Raw genomic sequence first — 15361 nt, 5'->3', positions numbered from 1 at the left:
ATAGGTTGTCAACCCACCTCCATCTTTCCAAAAACAAATTTTGTTTTCCCCTCATTTCCTTTTCAAAACCCGCCTCCGCTTTCGCGGGAATGACGGCATTTCGGGCACATATGCACCAAACGAAAAAACGTGGGGATATATCAGGGTTCGCACCCCATCCTACGGATCCGGATAGTTGACGCCGCCGCACGCTGTTAAGCTTGCGCCCCATGTCCCGCATCCGTCCGCTTCCTCCCGAGCTCATCAACCAGATCGCCGCCGGTGAAGTGATCGAGCGGCCGTCTTCGGTCGTCAAGGAACTGGTCGAGAACAGTCTCGACGCGGGTGCTGCGCGTATCGAAGTGGACATCGAACTTGGTGGCGCGCGATTGATTCGCGTGCGCGATGATGGCGACGGCGTCGCGGCCGACGATCTGCCGTTGGCGGTGGCCTCGCACGCCACCAGCAAGATCGGCAGCTTCGACGATCTGGAACACGTGGCCAGCATGGGCTTTCGCGGCGAAGCGCTGGCCTCGATGGCATCGGTGGCGCGCTTTGCCATGACCTCGCGCCTGCGCGGTGCAGACAACGCGTTTCGCCTGGAAGTGGACAGCGGCCGCATGCAGGACGTGCGTCCTGCGCAGCATCCGCAAGGCACCAGCGTGGAAGTGCGCGACCTGTTCTACAACGTGCCAGCGCGGCGCAAATTCCTGCGCGCGGAACGCACCGAGTTCGCGCATATCGACGATCTGTTGAAGTCGCTCGCACTTGCGCGCGGCAGCGCCGAGTTCCGGCTCAGCCACAACGGCAAGCTGGTGCGCGTGTGGAAGGCGGCGCGCGATGAAACTTCCATGCTCGCGCGCGTGGCCGACATGCTGGGCGAATCCTTTCCGCAGCAGAGCCTGCATATCGATCATGCCTCGGCGGGCATGCGCCTGTCCGGCTGGGTGGGCCTGCCGACGGCTTCGCGCCCGCAGGCCGATGCGCAATATTTCTACGTGAACGGCCGTCTGGTGCGCGATCGCGTCGTCGCACATGCGGTGCGCCAGGCGTATGCCGACGTGCTGTTCCATGGCCGGCATCCTGCGTTCGTGCTGTATCTGGAACTCGATCCGGCGGGCGTCGACGTGAACGTGCATCCGGCCAAGAGCGAAGTGCGTTTTCGCGAGCAGCGCCTGGTACACGATTTTCTGTTTCGCACGCTGCACGAAGCGCTCGCCGAAACGCGCGCCGGCCTGCACGTGCCGGTGGAAGCGGCCACGTGGCCCGCCGATACCGGCGTGGCTTCCGCGGTGGTGCAGAAAGTAAGTCGCCAGGCAAGCAGCCACTGGCCCAGCTATGCGCCGCAAAGCCGGCTGCAACTGGGCGTGCGCGAAGAACCGCTGGCGGACTACGCCGCCTTGCTTGGCACGGCTGAACCTGCGCCCATGGCGGCGCCGAGCATGCCCGCCGCCGACACCAGCGAAGCGCCGCCACTGGGCTACGCCATCGCGCAGCTCAAGACCATCTACATCCTTGCCGAGAATGCACACGGCATGGTGCTGGTCGACATGCATGCGGCGCACGAGCGCATCACTTACGAAAAACTGAAATCCGGCCGCGTGTGCAGCAACCTGCGCTCGCAGATCCTGCTGGTGCCGCTGTCGGTGCCGGTCAGCGCGAAGGAAGCCGCCGCCGCCGAAGAACACGGCGAAGCGCTGGCCGACTGGGGCCTGGAGCTTTCGCGCAGCGGGCCGTCCGCGGTGGTGGTGCGCCGCATTCCGGCCTTGCTGGAAGGCGCCGACGTCGCCGAGCTCACCCGCAGCGTGCTGGGCGAGTTGGCGCAGCACGGCAGCTCGCGGCAATTGCAGGAACTGGAAAACGAATTGCTTTCGACCATGGCCTGCCACGGTTCGGTGCGCGCGGGAAGGCGTCTGAGCCTGCCGGAAATGAACGCGCTGCTGCGTGAAATGGAAGCCACCGAGCGCTCCGGACAATGCAACCACGGCCGTCCCACCTGGGTGCAGTTGGGCATGACCGAACTGGATAAGCTTTTTCTCCGTGGTCGATAGGGCAGGCGGTATCGTTGGGCTACGCTGCGCTAACCCAACTTACGCAAGCTTGTATTGCGCGGAGCGAAACCCATGTGGCGTAACGTCCTGGCTGGACTGATCTTGAGTACTGGAGTCGCCCTCGTGCATGCCGATACCGTTCCCTCCAACACCGCGCCCGATGCGTACCAGCAAAGCATCGAGAAATGGCGTGCCGAACGCGTCGAACGGCTCACCGCGCCGGAAGGCTGGCTCAGCCTGATCGGGCTGGAATGGTTGCAGGAAGGCGCCAACAAGGTCGGCAGCGCATCCGATAACGACATCATCCTGCAGGCCGGCCCTGCACACCTGGGCGTGGTCACGCTGGACAAATCCGGCCAGGTGCATATCACGCTGACCAAGGAGAGCGGCGCGACCATCGACGGCAAGCAGGTCGCACAAGCCGCGCTGGTCGACGACATGCACGTCAGCGGCAATGCATCGCCGACCAAGGTGGCGTTCGGCACGGCGAACTTTTTCGTGATCGATCGCGAAGGCCGCAAGGCGCTGCGCGTGAAAGACACCCAAGCCGCCTCGCGCAAGCATTTTCTCGGCATCGATTATTTTTCGATCGATCCGTCATGGCGCATCGTGGCCGATTGGGTGCCGTTCGATCCGCCGCATGATCTTAAGATCGGCTCGGTGATCGGCACCATCGATACGGTGAAGGTACCGGGCAAGGCCGTGTTCACGCGCGACGGGCATACGTACGAATTGCTGCCGTACCAGGAAGAACCGGGCGGCGAGTTGTTCTTCGTGCTGGCCGATCGCACCTCGGGCCACGAAACCTATGGAGCCGCGCGTTTCCTCTATGCCGCGCTACCGCAGAACGGCAAGGTGGTGCTGGATTTCAACAAGGCCTACAACCCGCCGTGTTCGTTTACGCCGTTCGCGACCTGCCCGCTGGCGCCGCCGGAAAATCGCCTGGACCTGCGCATTACCGCGGGCGAAAAGAAATACCGCGGCGGCCACTGACGTAGGTTGGGGTGCAAACCCCAACATTGCCATCGACACAGACATGGCGACGTTGGGGTTTGCACCCCAACCTACGCTCTGCTGTAACGATTCCCGATTTACGAACCCTTGAACGTCGCCTTGCGCTTTTCCAGGAACGCACTCGTTCCTTCTTTCATATCTTCCGTCGCAAACATCAACGCAAACGCCTGCGTTTCGAACTCCAGGCCTTGATCCAGCGAGGTTTCGCCGCCCTGCAGCACGCAGTCGAGAATGCTCGCGGCAGCCAGCGGCGCGGCGGCGGCGAGCTGGTCGGCGAGGGCGTTGACGGTTTCATCGAGCGCCTCGGGCGCCACCACGCGGTTGACGATGCCCAGCTCATAGGCGCGTTGCGCGGTAATGGTGGCGCCGCTCAGGCACAGTTCGAGAGCGGCGCTGCGGCCGGCCAGGCGCAATAGCCGTTGGGTGCCGCCGAAGCCAGGGATCAGGCCGAGGTTGATCTCCGGCTGGCCGAACCTGGCTTTCTCGCTGGCGATGCGCAGGTGGCAGCACATCGCCAGTTCCATGCCGCCGCCCAGCGCGAAGCCCTGGATGCGCGCAAGCACCGGCTTGCCGAGCCGTTCGATGCTGCTCATCAGCCGCTGGCCGGTGCGCGAAAAGCTCTGCGCTTCGATCGCGGTGTAGCCATTCATCTGGCTGATGTCGGCGCCGGCCACGAACGCCTTGTCGCCGGCGCCGGCCAGCACCACCACCCGCACGGCATCGTCCTGCGCGGCCTGAGCGAAGGCCAGGGTCAGTTCGTTCAAGGTTTCGCGATTGAGCGCATTGAGCTTGTCCGGGCGATTGACGGTGATGGTGCGCACGGCACCGCGATGGCCGATCTCGAGGTTGCGGTAAGCCATGGTGGACTCCGTATCAGCGGAAAACGCCGATTTTAGCAGCGGGAACCTTTGTTGCCGCCGGCTTTCTCAATGCCAGCCCCGATCATCCAGCGGTTGGCGGATCGCCGCGCCGGCCCCGTGGCATGGCTGCATCAAACGGCCGAACCGCTTAGGATGACCGCTTTCGCCGTATGCTTGGAGTCCGCCCCCATGCCTCGAAGTCATCACGCCGGTTCTGTTTGCTCGTCGGGCAGCCGCTTGTCCAGCACGCGACCTGCATGAAGTCATTGGGCGGCACTGCATCATGGAGAATGTAATGAGACGTATGCGTTGGCTGCTTCCGCTTCTCCTGCTGCCCGCCGTGTTTGCGGTCGAGGCGCAGGGGACGAATGCGTCCAGCCCGTCGCAGAAGCAATCACCGGTGGTGAAGCTGGACAAGCACAAGCTTTCCTACGCAATCGGCTACCGCATCGGCGCGCAGTTCGCCGACGGCGATTTCCCGGTGGACATGGCCGTGCTGCAAAAGGCCATCGAAGATGCGTACGCCAAGCGCGCGCCGGCGGTGCCCAAGGAAGACATGTACAACCAGCTGGTGAGCCTGGGCGAGCGCATGCACGAACAGGCGATGGCGGAATTCAAGCACATTGGCGCCGAGAACGCGAAGAAAAGCGCCGAGTACATGGGCCATAACGCCACCTTGCCCGGTGTGGTGCAGTTGCCGTCGGGCATCCAATATTCGGTGATCAAGAAAGGCAACGGCACCGCCACTCCCGCCATCGACAGCATGGTCACGGTGAACTACCGCGGCATGCTGATCGACGGCACCGAATTCGACAGCACCTGGGCGCATGGTGCGCCGGTCACGTTCCCCGTAGACAAGGTGATCCGCGGCTGGCAGTACGTGATCCCGCGCATGCACGTGGGCGATCGCTGGAAAGTGGTGATTCCGCCCTCGCTCGCCTATGGCGAACAAGGCTTGCTGCCGCGTATCGGCCCGAACCAGGCGCTGGTGTTCGATATCGAACTACTGGACATCAAACCGCCGAATCCGCAGGCACCAGGCCCCCTGCTCGACGAACGCAGGTAGGGTGCAAACCCAACGGGGCTGGTGAGCGCGTTGGAGTTTGCACGCCACCTACACTCGCTTCGCCGCTTCCATTAGCATGTCGGGCGCATGTCTACGTCCGTCACTTTCCCTCAGCAAGCCATCTTGAGCCCCTGCGTCGGCATCTGCCTGCTCGACGCGCGCGGCTTTTGTGAAGGCTGTTATCGAACCGGCGATGAAATCGCACGGTGGCGCAGCATGAGCGACACCGAACGTTCCCACTACATGGATGTGCTGCTTCCCGCGCGCGAGAGCGCATGATGGAAGCCCTGCAGCGCGCCCTGCGTCCGCTGTCGCAGCCGCCGTCGCCGCCGGGCTGGAACCATGCGCTGATGAACGAGCTGATCGGCGAAATCGAGCGCCGCTCCGCCGCCGTGCTGATCGGCGTGCGCGATGGAAGCGAGCAGAGCATGATTTTCACGGTACGCACCGATCACTTGAGCTCGCATGCCGGGCAGGTTGCGTTTCCCGGCGGCAGCGCCGACCCTACCGACGCCGACGCATTGACCACCGCCTTGCGCGAAAGCGAAGAGGAAATTGGCCTGCATCCGTCGCTGGTTACGCCGATGGGTTATCTCGATTGCTTTGAAACCATCAGCGGTTTCTGCATCACGCCGGTGGTGGCGCGCATCGCCGCCGAGGCGCAGTTCCTGCCGGCGCCCGACGAAGTGGCGGAAGTGTTCGAAGTGCCGCTGGCGTTCCTGTTGAACCCCGCCAACCTGAAACGCTACGAGATGGATTACCGCGGGCATCGCCGCGAGATGGTGGAGTTCCACTACCAGGGCCATCGCATCTGGGGCGCCACGGCGGCGATCTTGCAGCATCTTTTGCAGAGGATGGAGTAGCCATGAAAAGCACCTTGATCAGTGCCGAAGAATTGGCCGCATTGCCACCCGATGGCGTGCTGATCGTCGATTGCCGCCATGAACTGGCCGACGCGCAGAAGGGCGAGCGCGAGTACCTCGCCGAGCATATTCCGGGCGCGGTGTTCGCCGATCTGGATCACGACCTGTCCGATCTCACGCGCGTACCGCAAGGCCTCGGCCGGCATCCGCTGCCGACGGAAGAAGCGTTCTCCGCCGTGCTCGCCCGCTGGGGCTGGCGCCCTGGTTTGCAGGTGGTGAGCTACGACGCGATCAATGGCGCATTGGCCGCCGTGCGCCTGTGGTGGCTGCTGCGCCTGTGCGGCGTGCGCGAGGCCGCCGTACTCGACGGCGGCTTCGCTGCATGGAAGGCGGCGAACCTGCCGGTTACACAGGCAATTCCGCAACGGCAGCCGACGCAAGTGCAGTTGCATTACGACGCCGCCATGATGGTGCTCGACCACGCCGCCGCCGCCAACACGCCGGGCGATCATCTGTTGCTGGACGCGCGCGCCACTGCGCGCTACCGCGGCGAAGTGGAGCCGATCGATCGCGCCGCCGGGCATGTGCCGGGCGCGGCGAACCGTCCGTTTACCGAGAATCTGCAAGCCGATGGCCGCTTCAAATCGCCGGCTGAATTGCGCGAGGCATTTCGCGCGGTGATCGGTGATCGCGCGCCGGAGCAGGTGGTGCATATGTGCGGCTCGGGTGTGACCGCTTGCCACAATATGCTGGCGATGGAACATGCCGGGTTGGCGGGTTCGCGCTTGTATCCGCCGTCATGGAGTGGTTGGGTCAGCGATCCGTCGCGGCCGGTTGCGACGGGGAATGCGTAGCAGGATCTACTCCCTTCCCTACGTGTAGTAGGGAAGGAGGGTTGGGGTGGGGTGAAGCAATCTTGCGACGGACTTTCACCAAATAGTCGGCAACGCGCAGATCGCTAAAAAATCGAGTCGTCATTCCGGCGAACGCCGGAATCCAGTTTGGATATATCGTGCGAAGCACACAAAACCTCTTACATCGTGTGCTTCGCACGTCATTCTTGACTGGATTCCGGCGTTCGCCGGAATGACGATGAGGTGGTTTGAAAGTCCTGTGCAGCGCGTACAGCCTCATGGCTTCGCTGAAATCATCAAGCGAAAAACCCAGCGCACGTCAGCGTGCATTGCCGCGTTATTTAGCCTTGTTCTTAAGCCGGTCCACCAGGGCCTGCAACGCCACCTGCGTCTGCGGGTGAAAAAACGCATCCACAAACCCATCAATCGGCAGCGCATCCACATCCGCATACGTGCGCGTCAAATCCGCCCGCGCGATCTTGCGCGTCTCCAACATCGCATGTGAAGGCAAGGCCAGCGTTTCGTTGAGCCAATGCAGCGCACGCGTGGCCACTTGATCCACGCCCACCAATTCATCCACAAAACCATACGCCAGCGCCTGCTCTGCATCGATCAGCGCACCCGACACCAGCAGGCGTTCCGCGCGATACGCACCCACCACGCGCCGCAACGCCATCTGGATGCAATCGGGCGCAACCAGCCCCACCTGCACTTCGTTCAAGCCGATGCGGTACGGCCCTTGCGCCATCACGCGGTAATCGCAGAACAGCGAAAGCACCGCGCCGCCTGCGGGACTGTGTCCGGTGATGGCCGCCGCCACCGGCACCGGCAAATGTGCCAGCGCGGCGCAGGTGACGAAGAACTCGCGCCAGAATTCGCGCACACCGGCGCGATCGCGCGTGAGCAAGGCCGGTACGTCCACGCCGCCGGAGAACATGCCTTGCGCGCCGGACAACACCACGCCGCGCGCGCCATCGCGCACGGCGTTCGCCAGCGCTTCCTGCAAGGCGCGCAGCAGCTCCAGGTTCAGCGCATTGACCGGTGGACGGGCCAGCTGGATATCGGTTACGGCGTCGTGTTTGGTGATGGTAAGCATGGACGTTCCGACTGGAGGGTTAGGATCGAATAGTACTCATTTGAACCCATACAACCTGTTGCGTGCCGCGATCAGCTCCCTCCCCTGCGAAGTAGGGGAGGGTTGGGTGGGGTGAAGCAACCTCGCTATGAATTCCAATCGTGCCGCCAGCTCGTGCAACCCCACCCCGGCCCTCCCCTGCACGCAGGGGAGGGAGCAATCATCGCGTAGTCAGGATTGCGGCTGATCGTCAGCCGCCCAGGTATAGCGCACGGCATAGTCGAGCACGGCCTTGCCGTTGGCCGGTACCTCCACCTTGAACTCCAGTGTGTCGGTGGTCTGCTTGCTCGGCTTTACGCTGGACGAAGTCACCGTCCATTGCCGCCAGCGATTGGGATGTTCGCGTACCGTCACCGTGCGTGCGCTGTCGCCGGCGTTGGTCAGCGTGATATGGAAGGCTTCATCCAGCGTGCGGCCGGCCTTGTCCACGTGAAAGCTGCTGCGTTCGCGCTGGCCGCGCAGGTCGAATGCCGTGCCCAGCGTGATGGTGGCGTCGCTGCCTTTGGGCGTGTCGTTGATGCGTCCTTCGCCGATGAATTGCGGCACGCCGTTGCGATCGGCCGTGAGCACGCGCAGATAACCGGCCGGCAGGCTGTCGAAGGCCTGGAAGCGCAGCGTGCTGATGATGCTGGTGTTGTTGTCGGTGTTGAATTCGCGATTGAGCATCGGTTGCGGCGGCATCCAGTTGCCGCCGTTCTCGTAAAGTGCGGTGCGTTCGCAACTTACCGTGCGCGGGGTATAGAGCGGCACCTGGCTGATGCTGCCATCAGGCAGGTCGATCGGCGTGGGCAGTGTGTAGCTGCGGTAATCGCCCATCGAGGACTGTTCGGGCATCGCCTCCTTTGCTGCCGGCGCGGCCATCGCGCGCATCATCATCGGGCGGGGGGCGGTCTCCTTGGCGAAATTCGGTTCGCCGGCGATCAGGGTCAGGTGGATGTCCTGCCAATCGCGGCCGCTGCGGTTGGCAATGCTGGCGCGTGACTCGAACTGCATGCTGCAGGTATTGCCTGGCTGCAACATAGCCACGTAGGACGCACGCCAGCCGATGCCCGAGGTGGGATAACTCAGCAGGGCCTCAGCCTGTCCGCCCCGTGCGGCATCCACGCGCAGGCGCAGGCTGGAGCCGGTAGGGAAGCTTCCTGCTTGCGTGTTCACCGCGGCATATTGGTGGATCAACGTGGTGCCATTGCTGCCATGCACGACCAGCCCGTCGCCACCCGCGCGCAACAAGGTTCCGCTCGCCAAGGGTTGGCCGTTGTCGCCCAGTACGCTGATGCTGCTACCGGTCAGACCGGTTAGCGCCGCGTTGGGGCCCTGGCCAAGCAACAGCCGTTGCGAAACCACCTTCGCCTCGCCGCCGGGAAAGCCCAGCGCCATCGCTTCGGCATCCAGATGGTTCGGCAGATCGCCCAGCACCACGTCGTGCACACCCGATTGCAAGCTGACGCTGCGCCGCTCGCGCACCACCGCGTAGCCCTCGTCGGCATTGCTCTGGCCGCTGCTGGCGTACAAGCTTGGGCTATCGCTGCGATACAGCGTGATCGAGGCGCCATCGGCGGCCTTAGCCTGCGTGGCGCCCCCCAGCGCGGCGATCGCCACGGCCAGCACGGTTCGATAGTTGATCGGCATGACGCACTCCTTTGACGACAGTGAGGCCGATCATAACGAGTGCACCCAAGCAGTGTATGCGCGCCAGCCCCAGGCCATTCGCGCGCGCTTCAGGCGGCGGTGGCCATGCCGCATGCCCTGGCCAAACTGGCGTACCATCGGCGTTTGCCGGTGCAGCGCCGCCGGATGCTTCATGATTGAATGCGCAACGGACTCAAAGGCCGCAAATGGATGGCTTCTCGCTAAGAGTGGTGCTTGCGGACGATCATCCGGGAATGATCGCCGGCATCGAACACAGCCTGTCTTCCGTCAGCACCATCCGATTGACCGGCACGGCGGGCAATTCCACCGAACTGCTACGCATCCTGGATGCGGGCCATTGTGATGTGCTCGTTTCCGACTATTCCATGCCGGGCAACGAGCATGGAGACGGCATTGCGCTGTTCTCGTTTCTGCAGCGGCGCTATCCATCGGTAAAGCTGGTCGTGTTGACCATGCTGGACAACCCGGCCGTGCTCGGCGCCCTGCAGAAGCAGGGCATCTGCTGCATCGTCAGCAAGTCCGATGCACTGAGCCATCTGGTGCCCGCCATCCACGCCGCGGCAACGGGCGGCACCTACTATTCGCCCAGCGTGCAGAAAAGCCTGCACATGCGGGATATGAATCGCGGCGGCCAGGCGCTGCAGCCGTTGAGCAAGCGCGAGCTGGAGGTGGTGCGGCTCTATGCGAGCGGCCTTACCGTCAACGAGATCGCCGAACGCGTCAGTCGCAGCAAGAAGACCATCAGCACGCAGAAGGCGCGCGCCATGCAGAAGCTGGGTATCGAGCGCGATGTGGATCTGTTGCGGTATGCGATGGAGCACGGGATGGTGGCTTCGTCGTCGCAACCGGATACTTCTGGAAGCGCGTAGGTCGGGTGCAAACCCCAGCATCGCCATGTTCATGGGCATGGCCGTGTTGGGGTTTGCACCTGATATATCCCCATTTTTTTCGTTTGGTGCATATGTGCCCGAAATGCCGTCATTCCCGCGAAAGCGGAGGCGCTTTTCAACAGCGAATGCTGGTCAATCCATCTTTGCTTTTGCATCAGAGCAGATGGATTGACCAGCATTCGCTGTTGAAAAGCGCCTCCGCTTTCGCGGGAATGACGGCATTTCGGGCACATATGCACCAAACGAAAAAACGTGGGGATATATCAGGGTTTGCACCCCAACCTACGCGGCCGATTCCACTTCGGTGATAACGGGGATGTCGAACACCTGCCGCAAGTAAGCGATATACGCTTCGTCATCGCACATGTTCTTGCCCGGCGAATCGCTGAGCTTGGCCACCGGCTGGCCGTTGCAGCGAACCATCTTGATCACGATATTGAGCGGCGCGGGGCCGACGTCGTTGGTGAGGTTGGTACCCACGCCGAACGCCAGCTGGCAGCGTCCGTGGAAGTGCTTGAACAGCCGCATCACCTTGGGAATGTCCAGGCTATCGCTGAACACCAGGATCTTGCTGCGAGGATCGACTCGGTTGGCCTGGTAGTGCGCCAGCACGCGCTCACCCCAGGCGAACGGATCGCCCGAATCGTGCCGCGTGCCGTCGAACAGCTTGCAGAAGTACATGTCGAAATCGCGCAGGAAGGCGGTCAGGCCGTAGACGTCGGACAGGGCGATGCCCAGGTCGCCGCGATATTCCTTCGCCCAGGCTTCCAGCGCCGCCACCTGTGAATCGCGCAGGCGCGGCCCCAGCGCCTGGTGCGCTTGCAGGTATTCATGCGCCAGCGTACCCAGCGGACGCAGGCCCAACTCCCGGGCCAGCCACACATTGCTGGTACCGGCCAGCTGCATGCCCAGGCCTTCGTGCAGCGTCGCCACCACTTCGCGATGCCATTGGCGCGAAAAGCGCCGGCGCGTCCCGTAATCGGCAATGCGGCACTCCTGGTAGCCCGGTGTGCTGGAGAGCAGCGCGATCTTCTCCTGCAGGCGGCGGCGCCCTTCGGTCAAGTCGTAGTCGGGACAGCTGTTGCGAAAGTACACCTCATTGACGATCGCCAGCAGTGGCACTTCGAACAGGATGGTATGCAGCCAGGGCCCGATGATGCGGATTTCGATTTCGCCATTGCCGAGCGGCGAGGGAAATATCTCTACGTACTTGGTGTTGAGCTGGAACAGCGCGAGAAAGTCGACGAAGTCGCTCTTGATGAAGCGCCAGCTACGCAGATGGTCCAGCTCCGGCTCGGTGAAGCGCAGGCTGCACAGCGCCTTCAGCTCCGCCTGAATTTCGTCGATGTACGGCACCAGGTCGACGCCGGGGTTGCGGCACTTGAAGCGGTACTCCACTTGCGCCGCAGGGTATTGATGCAGCACCACCTGCATCATTGAAAATTTGTAAAGATCGGTGTCGAGCAGGGAACTGACGATCATGGAGCGTCCATGTCGGAGAAGAAACGTCGCGCACGTGGCACGCTGGACGCCGATTATCCTGCCGAAACGGCAGCCGTGAACAGTCGGTGATAGAACCGCTGGCGATTTCGCACAGGAAGAAAAGATAAAACCCCGGCAGCCAGGGGAATAACTGCCGGGGTTTGTTAGGTCGCGTTCCGGGGGGAGGGTAAACTGGGAACCGACCCCTGGATGCCACGATAAGCTGTGGCATCCGCTCGTCGCCTCACGGCGATACGGAATCTTAGTGTGGCCGCTACCAACGAAGTTCAAGACAACGATTGCTTTGGTTCAGCTTTCCGATAGCTAGGGCAAGACCAACTCGACAGATCGCCAAAGTTTCATTTGCATCTTTTCCCATTGACCTTCAGTACAAGGCCATCCGCATGTTAGTTCGCTGCATTGCCCTGCTCGCACTGTGCTGTGCCCTGCCGCTGCACGCCGCCGACCTGCGCATCGACACCGGCCATGGCGCACGCATATGGACCACTGGGCAATTGTTGGCTCGCCCGGATGTGCAAAAAGTGAGCATCCCCGATGACGTCGCATTCCATCGCGCCATGCAGTATCAAGCCGTACCGCTGCGTGCGCTGTTGCCTGGGCTTGCGCATGGCGAACGTTTGAAATTCGTTGCGAACGACGGCTTCTCGGTCGACATCGCCGGCGACGCCATCCTCAACCAGGCCGGCGCGCAGGCGTGGCTGGCGATCGAAGACCCGCAGCACCCCTGGCCGGCGCTTCCCGGCAACAAGGGCGATGCCGGCCCGTTCTATGTGGTGTGGACGAACCCGGCCGCTGCGCAGATCAGCAGCGAGCAATGGCCCTACCAGTTGGCGCGAATCGATGGGACGCAGGATATCGCCGCGCGCTTTCCCGCCACCGCGCCGGCTGCATCCGTGCCTGTGGACAGCCCCGTACGTCGCGGCTATGCAGTGTTCCAGCGCACCTGTTTCGCCTGCCATACGCTCAACGGCGAGGGTGATGCGCGCTTGGGGCCGGATCTCAATATCCCGCACAGCCCTACCGAATACCTCAGCCCGGCCATGCTACGCGCCTTCATCCGCAATCCACAATCGCTGCGGCGCTGGCCGGAAGGGAGGATGACCGGCTTTCCCACGCAGGCGTCGCTGTCGGATGCGGACCTGGACGCGGTGATGGCGTATCTCACGTATATGGCGAAGCACAGGCCGGCGCGATTACCGTAGGTTGGGCTGAGGCGAAGCCGAACTCCAACCTACGACGCGATCACGGGATGCATACGGTTTACAGCAACGCGCGCAGCGTGCTTTCCCGCTGCGCCTTCGGCTCCTTCGCCAACGCACGCACGCACGCATAGAACGCCGGCCACTGTCCACCCGCCTGCGTGAACAAGGCCGCAAACGCCGGTGTCCATTGGTCGTACAGACCGAACGGCAACAAAGTGGCGTTGTTGATCGGTTGCGCCACCCACTTGTCGTAGCGGTGGTCGTTCGGCCAGTGCTGGTCGCGCCACGTGGCGTAGCGCGCGCGGAAGGCGTCGATCTCGCGTTGCTTGGCTTGGGCCATCGCTTCTTCGCCTGCGCCGCTGGCGTAGAGCTTTTTCAGGCGCTCGCGCAGATCGAGCACCAGCCTGGTGAAGCCATCGTCCATCGCCTGCGTGTGATCGTCGCCGGCCGGCTCGCCGCGCGAACGATGCCAGGCGCGCAAGCCTTCTTCCTCTACGAACATGGCATAGCTTTCGTTGAACGCGGTATCGCCTTTGAGGTAGATCTTCTGGTGTGCCAGCTCGTGGAAGATCGTGCCGACCAGTTCGTCGTCGTCCCAGCGCAGCATGCTGCTTAGGATGGGATCGGCGAACCAGCCCAGCGTCGAATAGGCGGATACGCCGCCGACATAGACATCATCGCCTTGCGCGCGCAGGCGCTCGGCACTCGCCCTCGCCTTTTGCTGGTCGAACCAGCCGCGATAGGCCACGCAGCCGGCGATCGGAAAACATTGCGGCACCGCCTCCACCGAGAAGCGCAGCGTGGCATAGACGTTCCACACCACGTACGGACGATGCAGTTGCACGTAGTAGGTGTAGCTTCTGTTGTGCGGCAGATCGAGCTGATCGGATGCAAACTGCCGCGCCTGCTGCGACAAGCGCAAACGCGCGGCCAGTTTCGGATCGGTCGCGGGATCGGCCACCACCTTGCTGACGGAGCGGCGCTGTAGCAGCAAGGCGCTTTCGCCATGCGCCACATGCGCGTAGTAGCGAAGATTGGCGCAGGCACCGAGCATGGCAGCCATCATGACGCAGGCCATCGCGCGAATGGCAAACAATAAAATGCGGGGATGAATCATCCCCGCATTCTGCCGCAGGAAGCGCGCTCAGTGCCGGTGGTGATCCCAGCCGCCGTGGCCGCCCGACCAGCCATGTCCGCCGCCGCGCCAACCGTGGCCGCCGCCATGCCAGTCATGGTCGTGATCATGTCCCCAGTAACGCCCGCGACCGCTGTAGTAGTAAACCCCGCCGGAATAACCGTACGGGTAATAGCCATAGGGATAGCCGTAGGCCGGGTAGTCGTAGACCACCGCCGGCCCGCTACCGTAATAGGCGTCCCCGGCGTAGCCGTTGCTACGTACGTAGCTGTAATCCGGTGCCACGTAGCAGCCGGAAAGCAGGCTGATCAGGCCGACCAGCGTCACGCCGGCAAGCACGCGTTTGGATGAGATGTTCATGGTGGGGACTCCATGTGATCTACGCAGCCACGGTAGTCCTGTCGGGCTAAATGCGCACTGAGCAAAATATGAGCAACCAAAACAGAGGCCGGTCGCAGATGCAACTGGCCTTTGGATAAAAAACCGCTAAAACGGCCTCACTCAGCTCTTGCCGCCCTTGGATTGATCGCCCCGCGCGTGCGGCAAATGATGCTGCGGCCCTTGCGCCTGCGGGCCGCCGTGCGGCGTGCTGCCGTTGACCGCCGCGGGAGCCGTTTGAGCGCCAGGCCAGGACGGCCCGTGTTTCACGCGGTCCTGCTTTGCCCGCAGCAAGGCCTGGATATGCGCCACCGCATCCTCGGGGCTGATATGCGCGACTTCGCCCGATCCATCGCTCGCAATGGGCGCCGGCGTCCGCGGCTCTTTCGCGGGTTTACTGGGTGCCTTGCGCGCCACGGCCGGCGCTGCAGGGCGAGCGGTTTTCGCAGCCGGCGCCTTGCTGGCCGTCCTTGCCGCTTTTTTCGCCAGCGGCGCTGCCGGTTTGCGGGCTGCGGTTTTCTTTGCGGCCTTCTTGGCGGCCGCCTTTACCACCTTGGCTGGCGCCTTCTTGGCGGGAGCAGCTTTTTTCGCTGTTTTCTTGCTGGCCGGGCCGGATTTACCGGCCGGCTTCCTTCTGGTGGTGCGGGCCGCGGACTTCTTCGCGGCAGACTTGCGCGTCGTTGCCATGCGTACGTACTCCAGCGGTGATCGGTGCCGACATCATCGCCAAGAGCCTGTGATCGGCAAGTGCCGTTCGCTTGGGCCGTTCGCTTGGGCCGTT

At 63.0% G+C, this 15361-nt stretch carries 13 protein-coding genes and 1 pseudogene; 7 read left to right on the top strand and 7 right to left on the bottom strand.

The features are described 5' to 3' along the window. The first annotated feature begins 209 nt into the window (after nucleotides 1–209). Both mutL and ACTHNE_RS10765 read left to right on the top strand, forming a co-directional pair. Nucleotides 210–2030: a DNA mismatch repair endonuclease MutL gene (mutL, locus tag ACTHNE_RS10770; protein ID WP_324944331.1), complete on the top strand. Its 1821-nt coding sequence runs from the start codon at nucleotides 210–212 to the stop codon at nucleotides 2028–2030. A gap of 72 nt (nucleotides 2031–2102) precedes the next feature. Further along, a complete protein-coding gene (locus ACTHNE_RS10765; protein ID WP_324944334.1) occupies nucleotides 2103–3023 on the top strand; it encodes a DUF1684 domain-containing protein in 921 nt (306 codons plus the stop codon). Between the two features lie 98 nt (nucleotides 3024–3121). Here the strand turns inward: ACTHNE_RS10765 and ACTHNE_RS10760 are convergent, their stop codons facing one another. Further along, nucleotides 3122–3904: an enoyl-CoA hydratase/isomerase family protein gene (locus ACTHNE_RS10760; protein WP_440269241.1), complete on the bottom strand. Its 783-nt coding sequence runs from the start codon at nucleotides 3902–3904 to the stop codon at nucleotides 3122–3124. 295 nt (nucleotides 3905–4199) lie between these two features. Between ACTHNE_RS10760 and ACTHNE_RS10755 the strand changes: the two genes are divergently transcribed. From ACTHNE_RS10755 to ACTHNE_RS10745, 3 genes and pseudogenes are all read left to right on the top strand, one after another. Then, on the top strand, nucleotides 4200–4970 hold the full coding sequence (locus ACTHNE_RS10755) for an FKBP-type peptidyl-prolyl cis-trans isomerase (RefSeq protein WP_324944339.1): 771 nt from the start codon (nucleotides 4200–4202) through the stop codon (nucleotides 4968–4970). A gap of 87 nt (nucleotides 4971–5057) precedes the next feature. Continuing rightward, nucleotides 5058–5833: pseudogene (locus ACTHNE_RS10750) on the top strand (CoA pyrophosphatase). 2 nt (nucleotides 5834–5835) lie between these two features. Further along, nucleotides 5836–6687, top strand: a complete 852-nt coding sequence (locus ACTHNE_RS10745; RefSeq protein ID WP_324944342.1) for a sulfurtransferase — start codon at nucleotides 5836–5838, stop codon at nucleotides 6685–6687. A 337-nt stretch (nucleotides 6688–7024) separates the two neighbouring features. On the opposite strand, the gene ACTHNE_RS10740 is transcribed toward ACTHNE_RS10745, so the two are convergent. Together ACTHNE_RS10740 and ACTHNE_RS10735 are read right to left on the bottom strand one after the other, a co-directional pair. Beyond that, on the bottom strand, nucleotides 7025–7783 hold the full coding sequence (locus tag ACTHNE_RS10740; protein ID WP_440269240.1) for an enoyl-CoA hydratase/isomerase family protein: 759 nt from the start codon (nucleotides 7781–7783) through the stop codon (nucleotides 7025–7027). Between the two features lie 210 nt (nucleotides 7784–7993). Further along, entirely contained in the window at nucleotides 7994–9451 is a 1458-nt protein-coding gene (locus tag ACTHNE_RS10735; protein ID WP_324945930.1) for a DUF4139 domain-containing protein, read from the bottom strand. A 206-nt stretch (nucleotides 9452–9657) separates the two neighbouring features. Here ACTHNE_RS10735 and ACTHNE_RS10730 point away from each other — a divergent pair, with 206 nt between their 5' ends. Then, entirely contained in the window at nucleotides 9658–10341 is a 684-nt protein-coding gene (locus ACTHNE_RS10730; RefSeq protein WP_324945933.1) for a response regulator transcription factor, read from the top strand. Nucleotides 10342–10644: 303 nt separating this feature from the next. Here ACTHNE_RS10730 and pncB read toward each other — a convergent pair whose 3' ends face one another. After that, nucleotides 10645–11844, bottom strand: a complete 1200-nt coding sequence (pncB, locus tag ACTHNE_RS10725) for a nicotinate phosphoribosyltransferase (protein ID WP_324945785.1) — start codon at nucleotides 11842–11844, stop codon at nucleotides 10645–10647. A 404-nt stretch (nucleotides 11845–12248) separates the two neighbouring features. Here pncB and ACTHNE_RS10720 point away from each other — a divergent pair, with 404 nt between their 5' ends. Then, nucleotides 12249–13067, top strand: coding sequence for a c-type cytochrome (locus ACTHNE_RS10720; RefSeq protein ID WP_440269239.1), 819 nt, complete (start codon nucleotides 12249–12251; stop codon nucleotides 13065–13067). 58 nt (nucleotides 13068–13125) lie between these two features. Here the strand turns inward: ACTHNE_RS10720 and ACTHNE_RS10715 are convergent, their stop codons facing one another. From ACTHNE_RS10715 to ACTHNE_RS10705, 3 genes are all read right to left on the bottom strand, one after another. Further along, on the bottom strand, nucleotides 13126–14121 hold the full coding sequence (locus ACTHNE_RS10715; protein WP_414649771.1) for an aminopeptidase: 996 nt from the start codon (nucleotides 14119–14121) through the stop codon (nucleotides 13126–13128). Nucleotides 14122–14211: 90 nt separating this feature from the next. Then, complete coding sequence (locus ACTHNE_RS10710; protein ID WP_324945791.1) at nucleotides 14212–14562, bottom strand: hypothetical protein; 351 nt, start codon at nucleotides 14560–14562, stop codon at nucleotides 14212–14214. Between the two features lie 141 nt (nucleotides 14563–14703). Next, a complete protein-coding gene (locus ACTHNE_RS10705) occupies nucleotides 14704–15267 on the bottom strand; it encodes a hypothetical protein (protein WP_324945796.1) in 564 nt (187 codons plus the stop codon). Nucleotides 15268–15361: the final 94 nt, after the last annotated feature.

The sequence above is a fragment of the Dyella sp. genome (genome assembly GCF_051954575.1).
Classification (GTDB): Bacteria; Pseudomonadota; Gammaproteobacteria; order Xanthomonadales; family Rhodanobacteraceae; genus Dyella_B.
Note: the sequence above shows the minus strand (reverse complement) of the source record. Positions and strands in the feature narration are given on the sequence as shown.

Bases quoted from the DNA above. Each gene is read 5' to 3' on its own strand.
- mutL (WP_324944331.1), top strand. From the start codon at position 210: ATGTCCCGCATCCGTCCGCTTCCTCCCGAGCTCATCAACCAGATCGCC.
- ACTHNE_RS10765 (WP_324944334.1), top strand. From the start codon at position 2,103: ATGTGGCGTAACGTCCTGGCTGGACTGATCTTGAGTACTGGAGTCGCC.
- ACTHNE_RS10760 (WP_440269241.1), bottom strand. From the start codon at position 3,904: ATGGCTTACCGCAACCTCGAGATCGGCCATCGCGGTGCCGTGCGCACC.
- ACTHNE_RS10755 (WP_324944339.1), top strand. From the start codon at position 4,200: ATGAGACGTATGCGTTGGCTGCTTCCGCTTCTCCTGCTGCCCGCCGTG.
- ACTHNE_RS10745 (WP_324944342.1), top strand. From the start codon at position 5,836: ATGAAAAGCACCTTGATCAGTGCCGAAGAATTGGCCGCATTGCCACCC.
- ACTHNE_RS10740 (WP_440269240.1), bottom strand. From the start codon at position 7,783: ATGCTTACCATCACCAAACACGACGCCGTAACCGATATCCAGCTGGCC.
- ACTHNE_RS10735 (WP_324945930.1), bottom strand. From the start codon at position 9,451: ATGCCGATCAACTATCGAACCGTGCTGGCCGTGGCGATCGCCGCGCTG.
- ACTHNE_RS10730 (WP_324945933.1), top strand. From the start codon at position 9,658: ATGGATGGCTTCTCGCTAAGAGTGGTGCTTGCGGACGATCATCCGGGA.
- pncB (WP_324945785.1), bottom strand. From the start codon at position 11,844: ATGATCGTCAGTTCCCTGCTCGACACCGATCTTTACAAATTTTCAATG.
- ACTHNE_RS10720 (WP_440269239.1), top strand. From the start codon at position 12,249: ATGTTAGTTCGCTGCATTGCCCTGCTCGCACTGTGCTGTGCCCTGCCG.
- ACTHNE_RS10715 (WP_414649771.1), bottom strand. From the start codon at position 14,121: ATGCTCGGTGCCTGCGCCAATCTTCGCTACTACGCGCATGTGGCGCAT.
- ACTHNE_RS10710 (WP_324945791.1), bottom strand. From the start codon at position 14,562: ATGAACATCTCATCCAAACGCGTGCTTGCCGGCGTGACGCTGGTCGGC.
- ACTHNE_RS10705 (WP_324945796.1), bottom strand. From the start codon at position 15,267: ATGGCAACGACGCGCAAGTCTGCCGCGAAGAAGTCCGCGGCCCGCACC.